The sequence below is a fragment of the Sphingomonas crusticola genome (assembly GCF_003391115.1).
GTDB classification, from domain to species: Bacteria; Pseudomonadota; Alphaproteobacteria; order Sphingomonadales; family Sphingomonadaceae; genus Sphingomonas_I; species Sphingomonas_I crusticola.
Genome location: NZ_QTJP01000001.1, coordinates 1,690,692 through 1,706,175, shown reverse-complemented (window position 1 = coordinate 1,706,175; position 15,484 = coordinate 1,690,692). Strand labels below are relative to the sequence as shown.

Annotated in this window: 15 protein-coding genes; 3 read left to right on the top strand and 12 right to left on the bottom strand. The window is 66.6% G+C overall.

Annotated features, from left to right (window positions below):
- Positions 1–75 precede the first annotated feature (75 nt).
- The 5 genes from DX905_RS08105 to DX905_RS08085 all read right to left on the bottom strand — a co-directional run bounded on the left by DX905_RS08105 (position 76) and on the right by DX905_RS08085 (position 5,597).
- Positions 76–1,074: an inorganic phosphate transporter gene (locus DX905_RS08105; RefSeq protein ID WP_116090908.1), complete on the bottom strand. Its 999-nt coding sequence runs from the start codon at positions 1,072–1,074 to the stop codon at positions 76–78.
- A gap of 12 nt (positions 1,075–1,086) precedes the next feature.
- On the bottom strand, positions 1,087–2,202 hold the full coding sequence (locus DX905_RS08100) for a DUF47 family protein (protein WP_116090907.1): 1,116 nt from the start codon (positions 2,200–2,202) through the stop codon (positions 1,087–1,089).
- A gap of 95 nt (positions 2,203–2,297) precedes the next feature.
- Entirely contained in the window at positions 2,298–3,329 is a 1,032-nt protein-coding gene (locus DX905_RS08095; RefSeq protein ID WP_116090906.1) for a MerR family transcriptional regulator, read from the bottom strand.
- A 79-nt stretch (positions 3,330–3,408) separates the two neighbouring features.
- Complete coding sequence (argE, locus tag DX905_RS08090; protein ID WP_240320780.1) at positions 3,409–4,593, bottom strand: acetylornithine deacetylase; 1,185 nt, start codon at positions 4,591–4,593, stop codon at positions 3,409–3,411.
- A 239-nt stretch (positions 4,594–4,832) separates the two neighbouring features.
- Positions 4,833–5,597, bottom strand: coding sequence for a Rossmann-fold NAD(P)-binding domain-containing protein (locus tag DX905_RS08085; RefSeq protein ID WP_116090904.1), 765 nt, complete (start codon positions 5,595–5,597; stop codon positions 4,833–4,835).
- Positions 5,598–5,681: 84 nt separating this feature from the next.
- Between DX905_RS08085 and pepN the strand changes: the two genes are divergently transcribed.
- Entirely contained in the window at positions 5,682–8,279 is a 2,598-nt protein-coding gene (gene pepN / locus DX905_RS08080) for an aminopeptidase N (RefSeq protein WP_116090903.1), read from the top strand.
- Positions 8,280–8,281: 2 nt separating this feature from the next.
- Here the strand turns inward: pepN and DX905_RS08075 are convergent, their stop codons facing one another.
- The 4 genes from DX905_RS08075 to DX905_RS08060 are packed head-to-tail and all read right to left on the bottom strand — an operon-like array spanning position 8,282 to position 11,823.
- The gene (locus tag DX905_RS08075; protein ID WP_116090902.1) at positions 8,282–8,875 is read right to left on the bottom strand and encodes an ABC-type transport auxiliary lipoprotein family protein; all 594 of its coding nucleotides are present in this window, start codon (positions 8,873–8,875) and stop codon (positions 8,282–8,284) included.
- A complete protein-coding gene (locus DX905_RS08070) occupies positions 8,875–9,810 on the bottom strand; it encodes an MlaD family protein (protein WP_116090901.1) in 936 nt (311 codons plus the stop codon). The genes DX905_RS08075 and DX905_RS08070 overlap by 1 nt, the downstream gene beginning before the upstream one ends.
- Positions 9,811–9,817: 7 nt before the next feature.
- Positions 9,818–10,714 carry an ABC transporter ATP-binding protein gene (locus DX905_RS08065; RefSeq protein WP_240320779.1) on the bottom strand — a complete coding sequence of 299 codons (897 nt, stop codon included), beginning with the start codon at positions 10,712–10,714 and terminating at the stop codon, positions 9,818–9,820.
- 5 nt (positions 10,715–10,719) lie between these two features.
- The gene (locus DX905_RS08060; RefSeq protein WP_116090899.1) at positions 10,720–11,823 is read right to left on the bottom strand and encodes an ABC transporter permease; all 1,104 of its coding nucleotides are present in this window, start codon (positions 11,821–11,823) and stop codon (positions 10,720–10,722) included.
- A gap of 134 nt (positions 11,824–11,957) precedes the next feature.
- Here DX905_RS08060 and DX905_RS08055 point away from each other — a divergent pair, with 134 nt between their 5' ends.
- Positions 11,958–12,632 carry an HAD family hydrolase gene (locus DX905_RS08055; RefSeq protein ID WP_116090898.1) on the top strand — a complete coding sequence of 225 codons (675 nt, stop codon included), beginning with the start codon at positions 11,958–11,960 and terminating at the stop codon, positions 12,630–12,632.
- Positions 12,633–12,846: 214 nt separating this feature from the next.
- Entirely contained in the window at positions 12,847–13,137 is a 291-nt protein-coding gene (locus DX905_RS08050) for a GIY-YIG nuclease family protein (protein ID WP_116092409.1), read from the top strand.
- 136 nt (positions 13,138–13,273) lie between these two features.
- Here the strand turns inward: DX905_RS08050 and DX905_RS08045 are convergent, their stop codons facing one another.
- From DX905_RS08045 to DX905_RS08035, 3 genes are read right to left on the bottom strand one after another with little or no spacing between them, the layout of a single operon-like run.
- Positions 13,274–13,633 carry a DUF167 domain-containing protein gene (locus DX905_RS08045; protein ID WP_116090897.1) on the bottom strand — a complete coding sequence of 120 codons (360 nt, stop codon included), beginning with the start codon at positions 13,631–13,633 and terminating at the stop codon, positions 13,274–13,276.
- Positions 13,584–14,138, bottom strand: a complete 555-nt coding sequence (locus DX905_RS08040; RefSeq protein WP_116090896.1) for a GNAT family N-acetyltransferase — start codon at positions 14,136–14,138, stop codon at positions 13,584–13,586. The genes DX905_RS08045 and DX905_RS08040 overlap by 50 nt, the downstream gene beginning before the upstream one ends.
- Positions 14,135–15,352 carry an argininosuccinate synthase gene (locus DX905_RS08035; protein ID WP_116090895.1) on the bottom strand — a complete coding sequence of 406 codons (1,218 nt, stop codon included), beginning with the start codon at positions 15,350–15,352 and terminating at the stop codon, positions 14,135–14,137. Before DX905_RS08035 ends, DX905_RS08040 begins: the two co-directional genes overlap by 4 nt.
- Positions 15,353–15,484: the final 132 nt, after the last annotated feature.

The window sequence follows — 15,484 nt, the reverse complement described above, 5'->3', positions numbered from 1 at the left end:
ACGGGCTCTCGATACGCTGCTCGCGCAGCTACTCGATCCCTACTCAGGATGAGCGGTTTAGGTGATCGATCGTGCTCAGAACAGCCGGGTCAGCTCGTAAAAAGCCGCGCCGACCAAAGCCGCCGCCGGCAGGGTCACGAACCAGGCGACGACGATGCTGGAGGCGACGCTCCAGCGCACCGCCGACATGCGCCGCGCCGCGCCGACGCCGACGATCGCGCCGGTAATGGTATGCGTGGTCGAAACCGGGATACCGCCGATCGTCGCCAGCGCCAGCGTGATCGCGCCGCCGGTCTCTGCGCAGAAGCCCTGGGTCGGCGTCAGGCGTGTGATCTTCGATCCCATCGTATGGACAATGCGCCAGCCGCCAACGAGCGTGCCGATGCCCATCGCCGCCTGGCAGGAGATCACGACCCACAAGGGGATATGCCATTCGCCCGACAGCATGCCCTGCGAGTAGAGCAGGACGGTGATGATCCCCATCGTCTTCTGGGCGTCATTGCCGCCATGGCCGAGCGAATAGGCGGCGGCCGAAACCAGCTGCAGCTTTCGGAACAGCCGGTCGGCGGCGGCCGGCGTCTGACGCACGAATAGCCAGCTGGTGATCAGCACCATGATCAGCGCCAAGCCCATCCCGATCAGCGGCGACAGGAAGATCGCCGCCACCGTCTTGCCGACGCCCGACCAGATGATCGCGGCCATGCCGCCCTTGGCCGTGCCCGCGCCGATCAAACCGCCGATCAGCGCATGGCTGGACGAGGACGGTATGCCGAGGCCCCAGGTCACCAGATTCCACGTGATTGCGCCCATCAGCGCGCCGAAGATCACCTGCGCGTCGATCACGTCGATCGAGATGGTGCCCTTGCCGATCGTGTGGGCGACGCTGTGGTTGAACACCAGGAAAGCGATGAAATTGAAGAAGGCGGCCCAGAACACCGCGACCTGCGGGCTGAGCACGCGCGTTGAAACGACGGTGGCGATCGAATTGGCGGCGTCGTGCAGCCCGTTCAGCAGGTCGAACAGCAAGGCAATGCCGATCAGTCCGAACAGCAGTAAGATGGGGATATGCGCCAAATCGCTTATCGCTCAGGCGTGGTCGAGCACGAGGCCCTGGACCTCGTTGGCGACATCCTCGAACCGGTCGACGACGCGCTCGAGATGGCTGTAGATTTCGCGCCCGACGATGAACGCCATCGGCCGCGCGTCGCCTTCGGCCGCCTTGTAGAGCGCCTTGAGGCCGGCATCGTGGATCTCGTCGGCATGGCCTTCCAGCTGCACCAGCCGCGCGGTCAGTTCCAGGATACGCGTGGCATTGTCGCCGATCGAGCGCAGCAGGGGCATGACTTCTGACGTGACGCGCGCCGCCTCGACGATGATCCCGCTCATGTCGCGCATCTGCGGCTCGAAATCGCTAAGCTCGAACAAGGTGATCGCCTTGGCGGTGCCGTTCATCTGGTCGATCGCGTCGTCCATCGCCGCGATCAGGCCGGTGATGGCGGTGCGGTCGAACGGCGTGATCAGGATACGGCGCACGTCCTGCAGCACGTCGCGCGTGATATCGTCCGCCTGATGCTCGCGGTCGTAGATCTCCTTGACGTGGAGCGCGATGTCCGGCCCGCCCTGCAGCAGGCGCGCGAGCGCGTCCGCGCCGGCGACGAGCGTCGCGGCATGATCCTCGAACTGGTCGAAGAAGCGGCCCTGCTTGGGCATGAGCGCCTGGAACCAGCGCAGCATCGGCAAATTCTCCCCTTGTCTGCGCGCCCATGACAATAACCGCTCGCGTCGTCCAGTGGGACGGCGTGGTGCGCGGAAGCCGCCGATCAGCCGCGACAGGTCGGGTTCGTCGACCGCAGCCGCCGCCCCGGCGAGATCGAACCACTGCGTATCGCGCTCGTCCTGCTCGGGCCATTCCTCGGCCTGCTCGGTCACCGCCAGCGGGAACAGCGCGACCGTGGCGCGCTTGATCTGCCCGTTACGGCGCCTCTTCCAATAGGCATACTGGCCGAGCGGGGTTGGACAGGCGATGCCGCTGACGCCCGCTTCCTCGAACGCCTCGTGCGCGGCCGCCTCGTGGCTCGCCAGTCCGCGGATCGGATTGCCCTTGGGCAGCACCCAGCGGCGCGTGTCGCGGCTGGTGATAAGCAGCACGCTCACCGCGCCGCTGTCATCTGTCTTGTAGGGAAGCGCGGCGACCTGTCGGATGGCAGGATATCTCCTTTCGTTTCCCTTAGCTTATCCGGACTCCCAAGTGAATCCCGGCACGGCACTCTTTCGCCGCGCCAGTCCTGGACAGGGCTTCACGCTGCTTGCGGCCGCCATGCCAGGGCTCCGGCGGTGCGCGCACGGACCTCGGGCGAGGCCAGGCAGGACGCGACGGCTTCATAGCCGGGCGCGCCGGGATAGGGGGCGACGATCGTCGGCGGGCTGTGATTTGCGGGGCAGAACAAAATGGCTTCGTCGCTGCCCATGGCCGCCATGTCGAGGATCGACGACGAACGCGTCATCAGGAAGAGCAGCCGCCGCTTTCCGGTGCGCTGGCGCAGATAGGCGATGAGCGCCTGTTGCGTGGCCCGGTCCAGGCCCTGTTCCACCATGTCGATGACGAGGATTTTCGGGCCTTCGGCCTCCAGCGCGGTAACCAGCGTAACCAGCGCCTCCGAAACTTCCGCGCCGTTGCCGGCGAGCCAGGCAAGCGCATGGTCGACCCGCGAGCCGTGCGCGGGCTCGGCGTCCATCTGCGCCCGTGCGCTTGCGCCCTTATTGCCCAGCCGATCCAGCCCGACGAATGCGGCCTCGGGCAGCGCCTCGGCAAGCCGCTCGGCCAGGCGTGTCTTGCCGCTGCCGAGCGGGCCGATGATGAAGGTCAGCGCGGCAATGTCGCGCAGCTCGAAACGCTCGCCGCCCCATGGCCACGGCAGGTCGAAGGCGATGGCGGGGCCGCGTGGCGACCGGGCGATGGCCGGCAGTTCCTCCGCCGCCGGCTTGCCATAAGCGAGATCGGACTGAAGCCGGCGGAGCTTCGCGATGCTTTCACTGAGTTCGGCGAAGCGGGTCTCCAGCGCAGCGCCATGGGTCGTCAGGGCGGCTTGCAGATGGCGCGCATCGCCGTCGACGACATGCTTTATCTGGCCGAGGCCGAGACCGAGCGCGCGTAGCGCCACGATCTCCCGCGCGCGCGCCATTTGCGCGCTATCGTATGTCCGCCACCCGGCGCCGGTTCGATCCGGGGCGAGGAGGCCGTTCGCCTCGTAAAGCCGCAAAGCCTTGATCGAGACGCCCAATGTCCGGGCTGCCGCAGAAGCATTCAGCACGCTTACGGAGGAGCCCACGAATCACCTCTTTTGCTGGTTCACCGCTTTATCGGGGCGGACCCAAGGGACGGGTCAAGGGCAGTTCTTAGCGCTCGCATCAGCTCCCGAGCATCTCAGCCAGCCGCAGCATGAAGCCCGCGCCGCGCTCGATCTGGGCGCGTTCGACATATTCGTTGGGCTGGTGCGCCTGCTCGATCGAGCCGGGTCCGCAGATCACGGTCGAGAAGCCGGCTTCCTGGAACTGACCGGCCTCGGCGGCATAGGCCACCACGCGGGGCGGACCATTGTCGCCGGCCAGGCTGCGCGCGATGCGCTCGGCTTCGCCGTCCGGCTCGGGCGCGAAGGCGGGGGTCAGCGAACGGCGGACCGCGCGCACGCCGGCTTCGGGGAAGCGCGCCTTCATCTCCGCATCCAGCGCCCGCGCTTCCGCCAGGAAGGGCGCCAGCACCGCCTGCGGGTCGATCCCGGGCGGGCAGCGCAAGTCGAACACGAACACGCATTCCCGCGCGAGAATGTTGACGGCGGTACCGCCGTTAATCTGGCCGATGGTCAGCGTGGGGTGCGCCGGCACGAACGGCGAGGCTGGATCCGCCTCCCGCTCCAGCCGCTCGGCGAGCGCGCTCAGGCTGTGCATCAGCCGGATCGCGGCCATGTTGGCCGAGAGCCCCAGATGGGTCAGGCTCGAATGGGCCTCATGGCCGGTGACGGTGACGAAATAGCTGGTGATGCCCTTATGGCCGTGGACCACCTCCATGTTGGTCGGCTCGCCGACGATCACCGCCGAGGGCCTCGGCAGGTGGCGCGCGATTTCGGCGATCATCGCCGGCGCGCCGAGGCAGCCGACCTCCTCGTCATAGGAGAGCGCCAGATGGACCGGGCGGCTGAGCCGCCTCGGTTCGGCGAATATCGGTGCGGCGGCGAGCGCGAGCGCGATGAAGCCCTTCATGTCGCACGTGCCGCGCCCATATAGCCGCCCATCGCGCTCGGTCAGCACGAAGGGATCGCTCGTCCACGCCTGGCCATCCACCGGCACGACATCGGTATGCCCCGACAGCACGATGCCGCCCTCCACCGGCGGACCCAGGGTCGCATACAGATTGGCCTTGCTGCCGTCTTTATTGGGCACTCGGGTCGTCGCCACGCCAACTTGGCCCATCAGGCCTTCGACATGCTCGATCAGGGCCAGGTTCGAATCGCGCGACGTGGTGTCGAACGCGATCAGCCGCGCGAGCATGGCGACGGCATCGGCACCGAGCATATCGACGGAGGGCAGCGGGTTCATCATCCGATGCTAGGCGCGCCGCGCGCCGAGGAGAAGCGGGAAGGCCGCGCGATTCGGATGAAATGGGCGGCCTGCCCGAACCGCGTTGGCTTCTGCCGGCTGCGGTGCGTGCGTCGGGCCGAATTCAGCAACGGCTGGGCGTGCCGTATCTTTTCTGACTCGACCGCGCGCCGGGCGTGCTTACTATGATTTTGCGTGCGCCGGTCATTTCAGACTCCCTGGCCGGCGTTCGCATCCTTTCATTCGCTGACGACCGAGGCCAGCCCTTCGCGATAGGTCGGATAAAGCGGCCGCCACCCGAGCAGCCTCTTGGCCCGGCCGTTCGCGACCCGGCGATTCTCGCTGTAGAAAGCGCGCGCGGCGGGCGAGAGATCGAGCTGGTCGAGTGTGCGCAGCGGCGGCACCGGCAGGCCAAGCAACTGGCAGCCATATTCGACCACATCGTTTTGCGCGGCGGGCAGATCGTCCGTCAGGTTATACACTCCCGCCGGCCCGCGATCGCTCGCAGCGAGCACGCCGCGCACGATATCGTCGACATGAATGCGGCAGAAGACCTGGCCGGGCAGATCGATGCGATGCGCCTGGCCCGCGCGCAGCCGCTCGATCGCGGTGCGTCCTGGGCCGTAAATGCCGGGCAGGCGGAAAATCCGCGCGCCGATCGCCTGCCACGCCAGATCGGCCGCGACCCGGCCGCCGCGTCGTCCGGCGAGCGCGGCGCTTTCGTCGACCCAGGCGCCTTGCGTGTCCCCATAGACGCCGGTGGAGGACAGATAGCCGATCCAGCCGACTCCACCGATCGCGTCGTGATATGCGTCCAGCACCGGATCGCCATCGGCGCCCGGCGGGACGGTCGATACAATATGCGTCGCCTGCCGCAGCCAGTCGCCCACGGTAGCGGCCGGTGTCATGCGGCTGACCCGGTCGACGGTCCAGCCCCGCGCGTCCACCGCTGCCGCGATGCGCGCGCCGGTATAACCGGGGCCGAACAGGACGAGGCGTGCCATGATCGGCAATTAGGCCGATCCCCCGCGGATTGGCCAGTGCGCCGCAGGCTGGCATCCGTTGCCCATCCGCCATAGAGGCACGGCATGGATGCCCCGTCTGCCGCTGCTGCCCCGCTCGCCCCGATCAAGCGCGAGGATTATCGCCCGCCCGATTGGCTGGTGCCCGAGGTCGCGCTCGATTTCCGCCTCGATCCGGAGGAGACGCAGGTCACCGCCCGGCTGACGGTGCGCCGCAATGGCGCGCACAGCCATCCGCTCCGCCTCAATGGGGAGGGGCTGCACCCGTCGCGCGTGCTGGTCGACGGCAAATCATTGCATGATGCCTGGCGCATGGACGGCGCCGATCTGGTGATCGATCTGCCCGGCGAGGATCATCTGATCGAGACCGAGGTCGCGATCGCCCCCGCCGCCAACACCAAGCTGATGGGCCTGTACGAATCGAACGGCCTGCTCTGCACGCAATGCGAGGCGGAGGGCTTTCGCCGCATCACCTTCTTCCCCGATCGGCCCGACGTGCTGAGCCGCTATGCTGTCCGGCTGGAGGCGGACAAGGCGCGCTTCCCGATCCTGCTCGCCAACGGCGATCCGGTCGACAGCGGCGATTGCGCGGGCGGCCGCCATTACGCCTTGTGGCGCGATCCCTTCCCCAAGCCCTGCTACCTCTTCGCGCTGGTCGCCGGCGACCTTGTCGCCAATCGCGACACCTTCACCACCCGCTCGGGCCGCGACATCGCGCTCGGCATCTGGGTGCGCGCCGAGGATGTCTCGAAAACGCATCACGCGATGAACGCGCTCAAGGCGTCGATGGCATGGGACGAGCGCGTTTATGGCCGCGAATATGATCTCGCCATCTTCAACATCGTCGCGGTGAGCGATTTCAACTTCGGCGCGATGGAGAATAAGGGCCTCAACATCTTCAACTCGCGCTACGTCCTGGCCGATGCCGAGACCGCGACCGACGCCGATTTCGACGCGATCGCCGGCGTCGTCGCGCACGAATATTTTCACAATTGGTCGGGCAATCGCGTCACCTGCCGCGACTGGTTCCAGCTGTCGCTCAAGGAAGGCTTCACCGTCCTGCGCGACCAGCAATTCTCGGCCGATCAGGGTTCGCCCGCGGTCAAGCGGATCGAGGATGTGCGCGCGCTCCGGGCGGCGCAGTTCCCGGAGGATGCGGGGCCGCTGGCCCATCCCATCCGCCCGGAATCCTATATCGAGATTTCCAACTTCTACACCGCAACCGTCTATAACAAGGGCGCGGAGATCATCCGCATGCTGCGCAGCATCCTCGGCGAGGAAGGCTTCCGTGCCGGCACCGATCTCTATTTCGATCGCCACGATGGCCAGGCGGCCACCTGCGAGGATTTCGTGCGGGCGATGGAGGATGCGACGGGTTCGGATCTGACCCAGTTTCGCTTGTGGTATAGTCAGGCCGGCACGCCACGGGTGAAGGCATCGCTGGAGCATGACGCGCCCGGCGGCCGCGCGCGGCTGAAGCTCGAGCAATTCGTCCCGCCAACCCCGGGTCAGCCGGACAAGAAGCCGATGCCGATCCCGTTGCGCGTTTCCCTGTTGGGCGAGCAGAGCGGAAAGCCAATGAGCGGCGAGCAGCTCATCATGCTCGACGCCGCCAAGTCGGAACTGCTGTTCGATGGGCTCGCCGAAACGCCTGTGCTGTCGATCAACCGCGGTTTTTCGGCGCCGATCGTGTTGGAGACCGATCGCGGCCCGGCCGAACTCGCCTTCCTGTCGGCGCACGATGACGATCCGTTCGCGCGCTATGAAGCGATGCAGCAATTGATGCTCGATACGCTCATCGCCGACGTGACGCTCGGCAAGGCCGATCACGCGCCGGTGCTGGATGCCGTGCGCAATACGCTGACCGATCCCGCGCTCGACGCGGCGTTCAAGGCCGAGGCGGTATTGCTGCCGGCCGAAGCGCTGATCGGCGACCAATTGTCGGAGGTCGATCCCGACAAGATCGCCCGCGCCCGCGAAACACTGCGCACCGCCATCGGCGCGACCATGATCGATGCGTGGCGGGATGCCTATTCGGCCAATCGCGCCAATCGCTACGAATATACGCCCAGCGCCAAGGGAGCGCGCCGGCTGCGCACGGTCGCGCTCGGCTATATTGCGGCGAGCGGCGCCGAGGATGCGGCGCGGCTCGCTTACGAGCAATTTGCCGGCGCCGACAATATGACCGATCGTCAGGGCGCGCTCGGCGTGCTCGCCAATGGCGATTCGCCTGAACGCGAACAGGCGCTGGCGGATTTCTACGCGCGCTTCGCCGCCGATCCGCTGGTGCTCGACAAATGGTTCAGCGCGCAGGCGCTATCGACACGCGGCGATACGCCGGCGGCGGTCGCGCGGCTCGCGCAGCATCCCGACTTCACCTTGCTCAACCCGAACCGCATGCGCGCGCTCGTCGGCGCGTTCGCGGCCAACCAGCGCGCCTTTCATGACCTTGCCGGCGGCGGCTACCGCTTCCTTGCCGACATGATCCTGGCGGTCGATCCCCGCAACCCGCAAAGTGCCGCCCGCCTGGTCGCCGCGCTCGGCCGCTGGCGCCGGTTCGAACCCAAACGCGCAGCAGCGATGCGGGAGCAGCTCGAGCGGATCATGGCCACGCCCGGCCTGTCGAAGGACGTCGGGGAACAGGTGTCGAAAAGTCTGGGCTGAGCTTAGCGCCCGATCCAGTCCGCGACTTCCCCCGCGACCTGGTTGGCGGCCTGGTTGAGCGCGCCCGCCACCACGTCCGGCTGCTCCGACGCCACCGGCACGCGCGCCGAGAAGCGGCGGCTCTGGATAGAGCTACCGCCGCTATGCGCGATGGTGCCGTCGAACGTCACCACCACCGCCATGCCCGGCCCGTCGAGGCCGAAGGCGGAGAGCTGACCGGACAGGCGGGTGTCGGGCTGGATCGCGAGCAGGCGCGGATCGGGCACGACCCGGCCGGTGCGGACCGTGATCGTCTCGGCCAACAGGCTGCGGAACAGCAAGGTCGGCTGCGACGCCCACAGCCCGCCCTTGAGATAGGCAACTGCCGTCGGACCGTCCGTCACCAATACCCGCTGGGTGGCAAGCTGCGGGATCGCGCTGAGCGGCGCGACCGCGACCGCGCGATTGTCGGCCGAGGTGATCGCCGGGCCGGCCGTGAGTGGCGTCGTCGCGGTCAAGGACATGAGTCGCGGCGGCGGCTTGGCGCCAAAGCTGATGCAGCCGCTAAGCGGTAAGGCGGCGAATACGGCCAGCAAGGCGAGGTTCGGTTTCTTCATCACTTCCTCGGCTTGTAATCGGGGAGTTTCGGACCGCCCAGCAATCCGGTCGCACCGCCATTGTCGAGCTTGCCCGACAAGGCCGAGAGCGATGCGGCCGTCTGGCCGAGGTCGCGCACGAGCTGGTTGATCGCCGGCACGGTCTGCGTCGACAGCGCCTTCAGGCCCGGCTTGGCGTCCGTGATGGCGGAATCCAGATTGGCCATGCTGTGCTTCGCCGACGCGACCGCATCGTTGAGATTGGCCAGCAGCGGCCGGATATTGGCATTGGTCGTGTCGGCCAGCTGGCCGAACTTCTCCGCGGCATCGCCGGCCTGGCGGATCGCGACATGCGCATCGGCCAAGGTGGCGGCGATATCGCCGCTGCGGTTGGCGAGCGCGCCCGAGATCGTATCGATATGCGCCAGGATATTGGTGATCGACCGCTGGTTCTGCGGGTTGAGCACATCCGTCAACCGCTCGGTCAGGTTGCTCAGCCGGTCGAGCAATTGCGGCGCATTGTTCAGGATCGCGCCGAGCCCGCCCGCTTTGGGCGGGATCAGCGGCAGTCCGAACGGCCCGGGCTGATCGATCGGTGGCGCTCCGGTGACCGCGCCGTCGAGGTTGATCTCGCTCACGCCGGTGAAGCCCACGCCCGCGATCGTCGCCGTCGTCCCCTGCAGGATCGGCGTGTCCTTCTTGACCGCGATCCGCACGCGGATCAGCTCGGGCTGGTCGGGCATGACGACGATGTCGTCGACCTTGCCGACCGGCACGCCGGAGAAGGTGACCGCGGAACCCTTCGCCAAGCCCTCGACCGAGGTCTTGAACAGGATGTCATATTTCTTGTCGTCACTGCCGCCGAAGCCGGCGAGCCAGATGGTGAAGGCGAGTGCGATCGCGATCAGCGCCAGCACCACGCCGCCGACGAGAACATGGTTCGAGCGGTTTTCCATCAGCGCGTCACGCCCCCATATCCTTCACCGCCGAATCGCCACCGGCCGATTCCATTGCCGCCCGCCGCCGCCTGAGATTTTCGGCAGGATCCTGATCCGCCTGACGGTCCGCCGCCGCTTGCGCGACGCGACCGCGTGGACCGTTGAAGTATTCCTGAATCCACGGATGGTCCAACGCCAATAATTCCGGGATCGTTCCGACTGCGACCACCTTGCGATCGGCCAGTACCGCGACGCGGTCGCAAATGGCATGCAGCGTATCGAGATCGTGCGTGATCAGGAAGACGGTCAGCCCGAGCGTTTCCTTCAGGCTTTTGATCAGGTCATCGAACGCCGCCGCGCCAATCGGGTCCAGCCCGGCAGTCGGCTCGTCGAGAAACAGCAATTCGGGGTCGAGCGCGAGGCTGCGGGCGAGGCCGGCGCGCTTGCGCATGCCGCCGGACAATTCGGACGGAAATTTGGGCCCCGCATCGGCGGGCAGGCCCGTCATTGTCACCTTGTAGGCGGCGATCTCGTCCAGCAAGGTCGGGTCGATGTGCGGGAAATATTCGCGCACCGGCACCTGCACATTTTCCGCCACGGTCAGCGTCGAGAATAATGCGCCGCCCTGGAACAGCACGCCCCAGCGCCGCCGCACGTCGCGCGCTTCGGTGTCCTCGCGCTCGATCATCGGCTCGCCGAACACCTCGACTTCGCCCGCCTGCGGATCCTGCAACCCGATGATCGACCGCATCAGCACGGACTTTCCGGTGCCCGATCCGCCGACCACGCCCAATATCTCGCCGCGCTTTACGTCCAGATCGAGATTCTCGTGGACGGTCTGGTCGCCGAAGCTGTTGGTCAGCCCGCGCACGCGGATGACGACGTCCCCCGCACCAACCCGTGTGCCGTCTTGGCCGCGCACGCCGCTCATATCCACCCGACCGATGCGAAGAAGACCGCGAAGAAAGCGTCGAGCACGATCACGAGGAAGATCGACTGCACCACCGCCGCCGTGGTGCGCAAGCCGACCGCCTCGGCATTGCCCTCGACCTGCATGCCCTGGAAACAACCTGCGGTCGCGATGATCATGCCGAACACTGGCGCCTTCAGCAGGCCTTGCAGCAAATCGGTGATCGGCACGACTTCGCGCAGCCGCGCGATGAAGGTGATCGGCGGGATACCGAGCGAGAACCAGCAGAACAGGCCGCCGCCGATGAGACCGATCATCGCCGCGTAGAAGGCGAGCAGCGGCATCATGATCACGCCCGCGAGGATGCGGGGAATGACCAAGGCCTCCATCGGCGCGACGCCGATCGTGCGCATCGCGTCGACTTCCTCGGCGAGTTTCATCGATCCGATCTGCGCGGCGAAGGCCGAGCCCGATCGACCGGCGACCATGATCGCCGTCATCAATACGCCGAGTTCGCGCAAATCGAGCCGGCCGACGAGATTGATGGTGAACACCTCGGCACCGAACTGCCGCAGCTGGATCGCGCCCTGCTGGGCGATGACGATGCCGATCAGGAAGCTCATCAGACCGATAATGCCGAGCGCATCGACGCCGACGACCTCGAACTGGCGAACGACCGCATTCCAGCGGATGCGGCGAGGATGGCGCACCAGATCCCACATCGTCACCAGCACCGCGCCGAAGAAACCGACGAGGCCGACCAATGTCGTGCCGGAGCGCGCGACCGAATCGCCCATCTGGCCGAGTACGCGCCTGAAGGCAGGGGTATGGTCGGGGCGGATCTTGAGCGGCTGATCGGCGGCGGCGACCTGCTCCAGCAGATGCGCCTGATCCTCATTGGCACCGTCAACGGGAATATCGCCGTCACGCGCGATGCGGTGGATCAGCCAGGCGCCGACCGTATCCATCCGTTCGACCGGGCTGATATCGATCTTGGTCGGCGACGCTTCGAGCTCGTCGAGCCGCTGCGGCAGCGTTCCCAACGAGGCAAGCGTCAGCGATCCGGTGAAGCGCAGCGTCTTGGCATTGTCCGCCAGTTCGTAATCGGCCGGTGCGCTCATATGCCCCAGACTATTGGAGATGCGCGAAAGCGCAACTGGCGGCATGGGAACATCGCCTGCGGAGACGCGTACGGGTGCGTAATGTTCCGTGCAAGCCCTTGTCTCCTTATCGCGAATCGGCTGAGGCGGTGTCGATGACCGAACTCGCCATCTACGATATGGACCGCACCGTCACCCGGACGGGCACTTATACGCCGTTCCTGCTGCATGCCGCCAAGGCGCTTAATCCGTGGCGGCTCGCTTTGGTGCCGCTCGTGCCGCTGACGATGGCGGCCTATGCCGTCAAGCTGATCGACCGGCGGCGGCTGAAGGAGTGGAATCAGCGCCTGCTGATCGGCAGCGGCATTCCGCGCGCCAGGCTCACGCCCGCGGTCGAGGCGTTCGCCGACCTCATCGTCAAGACCAACATCCATCCCGGCGCGCTGCGCCAGATCGAGGCCGATCGCGCGGCCGGGCGGCGACTGGTGCTCGCGACCGCCTCCTATCGCTTCTACGTCGAGGCGATCGCCGGGCGGCTGAAGTTCGACGACGTCATCGCCACCGGCAGCATCACCGGCCTGGACGACATCATCCACGCCAAGGTCGACGGCGAGAATAATTATGGCCCGGCCAAATTACGCCTGATCCAGGCGTGGATGGAGAAAGAGGGCATCCAGCGTGAGGCCGTGAAGATCCGCTTCTACTCCGACCATGTCTCCGATTGGCCGGCGATGGAATGGGCCGACACCGCCATCGCGGTGAACCCCAGCAAGGGCCTGCGCCACATGGCCGCCAAACGCGGCTGGGAGGTTGTGGACTGGGGTTTCTAGGAGACCCGCGCCCCCAAACCGTCATGCCACCCTTGGTCGTCATCCCAGCGAAGGCTGGGATCCATGTTACTTCCGCCCGGCGGCATCGCCAGGAATGAGGTTACGGACCCCAGCCTTCGCTGGGGTGACGTTCAAGGTGAGAGGCGACCCACATCGGCCTCGTCATGCCAACGCAGGCTGGCATCCATGTCTCTCTCCATGCACGATGCCGCCGATGAAGCGCGGCTACGTCTACATCATGACGAACATGCCGAACGGTACGCTCTATATCGGCGTCACGTCCGACATTGCCGCGCGCATCACGCAACATCGCACGGGTAGCGGCTCCGATTTCTGCAAACGCTACGATCTTACGCGACTGGTTTACGTGGAGCTCTATCCAACCATCCAGGAGGCCATCGCCCGTGAGAAGGCAATGAAAGCGTGGCAGCGCGCCTGGAAATTGAAACTTATCTCGGCGGCTAATCCCCGCTGGGACGATCTTTATCTCACTCTCAATGCCTAACCGTGATTAACCTTCCGCCGTCATGCCAGCGAAGGCCGGCATCCATGTCCTCCCCCCCCCGGCGGCATCGCTAGGAACCAGGTTATGGACCCCAGCCTTCGCTGGGGTGACGGCTATTTTCGCCGGGCAGCTGTCTCTACTTCCGCACCAACCCCGCCAGCCGCGCCGCCAGCACCGGTCCGTCGCCGGACACACGCACAAGCTTGAGCCGCGCGCTGGCGCCCGCTCGCAGCGAGATCGCCGACCGCCCCACGCCCAGCGCCTCGCCGAGGAAGTCGATCAGGGTGGCGTTGGCCTTGCCCTCCGCCGGCGGTGAGGCGATGCGGACCGCGAGCGCGACGCGGCCGTCGCTCATCGCGTGCACGCCGAGAATCTCGGTACGGGCCGCGCGCGGGGTCACCCGCACCGCCAGCGTCACACCATCGGCGTCGGCCGCGAATGGCAGCTCAGCGTCCGTGGTGCCGCTCCAGCGGCTTGGCCAGCACCTGATCGGCATAGCTTTTGCCGCCGACGTCGAACATCCGTTCGGCGATCGGCACAAAACCGTGGCGGGCGTAGAAGGCGAGCGCGCGGTCATTGCCCTTGTAGACGCCGAGCAGCAGCCGCGCGGCCGCCTGGTCTCGCGCATGCGTCAGCGCCGCGTCGATCAACGCCTTGCCGAGCCCGCGCCCGTGGAAGCGCGACAAGGTGTAGATGCGCTTGAGTTCCAGATCGCCCGGCTGCGCCCCCGGCAAGGCGGGCTGCGCGACGAGCGCGAAGCCGATCGGCGCCCGCCCTTCGTCGGTCTCCGCCAGCCACGCGGCGGCGCCGCCGGCCAGATAGGCGCGATAGGCGGCCTCTTTATGCTCCCGCGCGCAATGCGCGACGATCGCCGCGCCGTCGAGCAGGCCCGCGAACGTCTCGAGGAAGGTCGCCCCGCCGACCAAAGCCAGCGCCGCCGCATCGTCCGGCCCGGCGCGGCGCACCGCCCAGCCACCGCGTTCGGTCGCGCTTGGCGTCACCGTCCGTCGCGACGGCCCAGCAGCCGCAGCCGCAGCGCGTTCAGCTTGATGAAGCCGGCGGCGTCGCGCTGATCATAGGCGCCCTGATCGTCCTCGAACGTCACGACCTTTTCCGAATAAAGCGAGAAGGGCGATTTGCGGCCCGTCACGATCACGCTGCCCTTGTAGAGCTTGAGCCGGACCGTGCCCGTGACCTTCTCCTGGCTATGGTCGATCGCCGCCTGCAGCATCTCGCGCTCCGGCGAGAACCAGAAGCCGTTATAGATCAGCTCCGCATAACGCGGTGCGAGTTCGTCCTTGAGGTGGGCGGCGCCACGATCGAGCGTGATCTGCTCGATGCCCCGGTGGGCGAGATGATAGATCGTGCCGCCCGGCGTCTCATACATGCCGCGCGACTTCATCCCCACGAAGCGGTTTTCGACCAGGTCGAGCCGGCCGATGCCGTGGGTCTTGCCGAGCTCGTTGAGCTTGGCGAGCAGGTCGGCCGGGCCATAGCCGACGCCGTCGATCGCGACCGCGTCGCCGCGCTCGAAATCCACCGTGATCACCTGCGGCGCGTCCGGCGCGTCCTCGGGATTGTCGGTGCGCGAATAGACATAGTCCGGCACCTCGTCCCACGGATCCTCCAGCACCTTGCCCTCGGACGAGGTGTGCAGAAGGTTGGCGTCGGTCGAGAAAGGCGCTTCGCCGCGCTTGTCCTTGGGCACGGGGATCTGATGCGCCTCGGCATATTCGATCAGGCGGGTGCGGCTGGTCAGGTCCCATTCGCGCCACGGCGCGATCACGCGGATGTCGGGCGCCAGCGCATAATAGCCGAGCTCGAAGCGCACCTGATCATTGCCCTTGCCGGTCGCACCGTGGCTGACCGCATCCGCGCCAACCATCTTCGCGATCTCGATCTGGCGCTTGGCGATCAACGGCCGCGCGATCGAGGTGCCGAGCAGGTACAGGCCCTCGTACAGCGCGTTGGCGCGCATCATCGGCATCACATAATCGCGCACGAATTCGTCGCGCAGATCGTCGATGAAGATATGCTCGTCCTTGACGCCCATCAGCTTGGCCTTGGCGCGCGCCGGCTCCAATTCCTCGCCCTGGCCCAGATCGGCGGTGAAGGTCACGACCTCGCAGTCGTAGGTCTCCTTCAGCCATCGCAGGATCACGCTCGTGTCGAGCCCGCCCGAATAGGCCAGCACCACGCGCTTGACGTCGCTCATTCTCTTACCTCCAGGGGAATTGCGCGCCTTTGGCATGCAGGGTCAGGCGGCGCAACGCATACGAAAGATTTGGCGCCCGCCACCCGCCTGCCGCGTTAGACAACCAAGCGCCTTTTGCGCAGAGAGGATTTC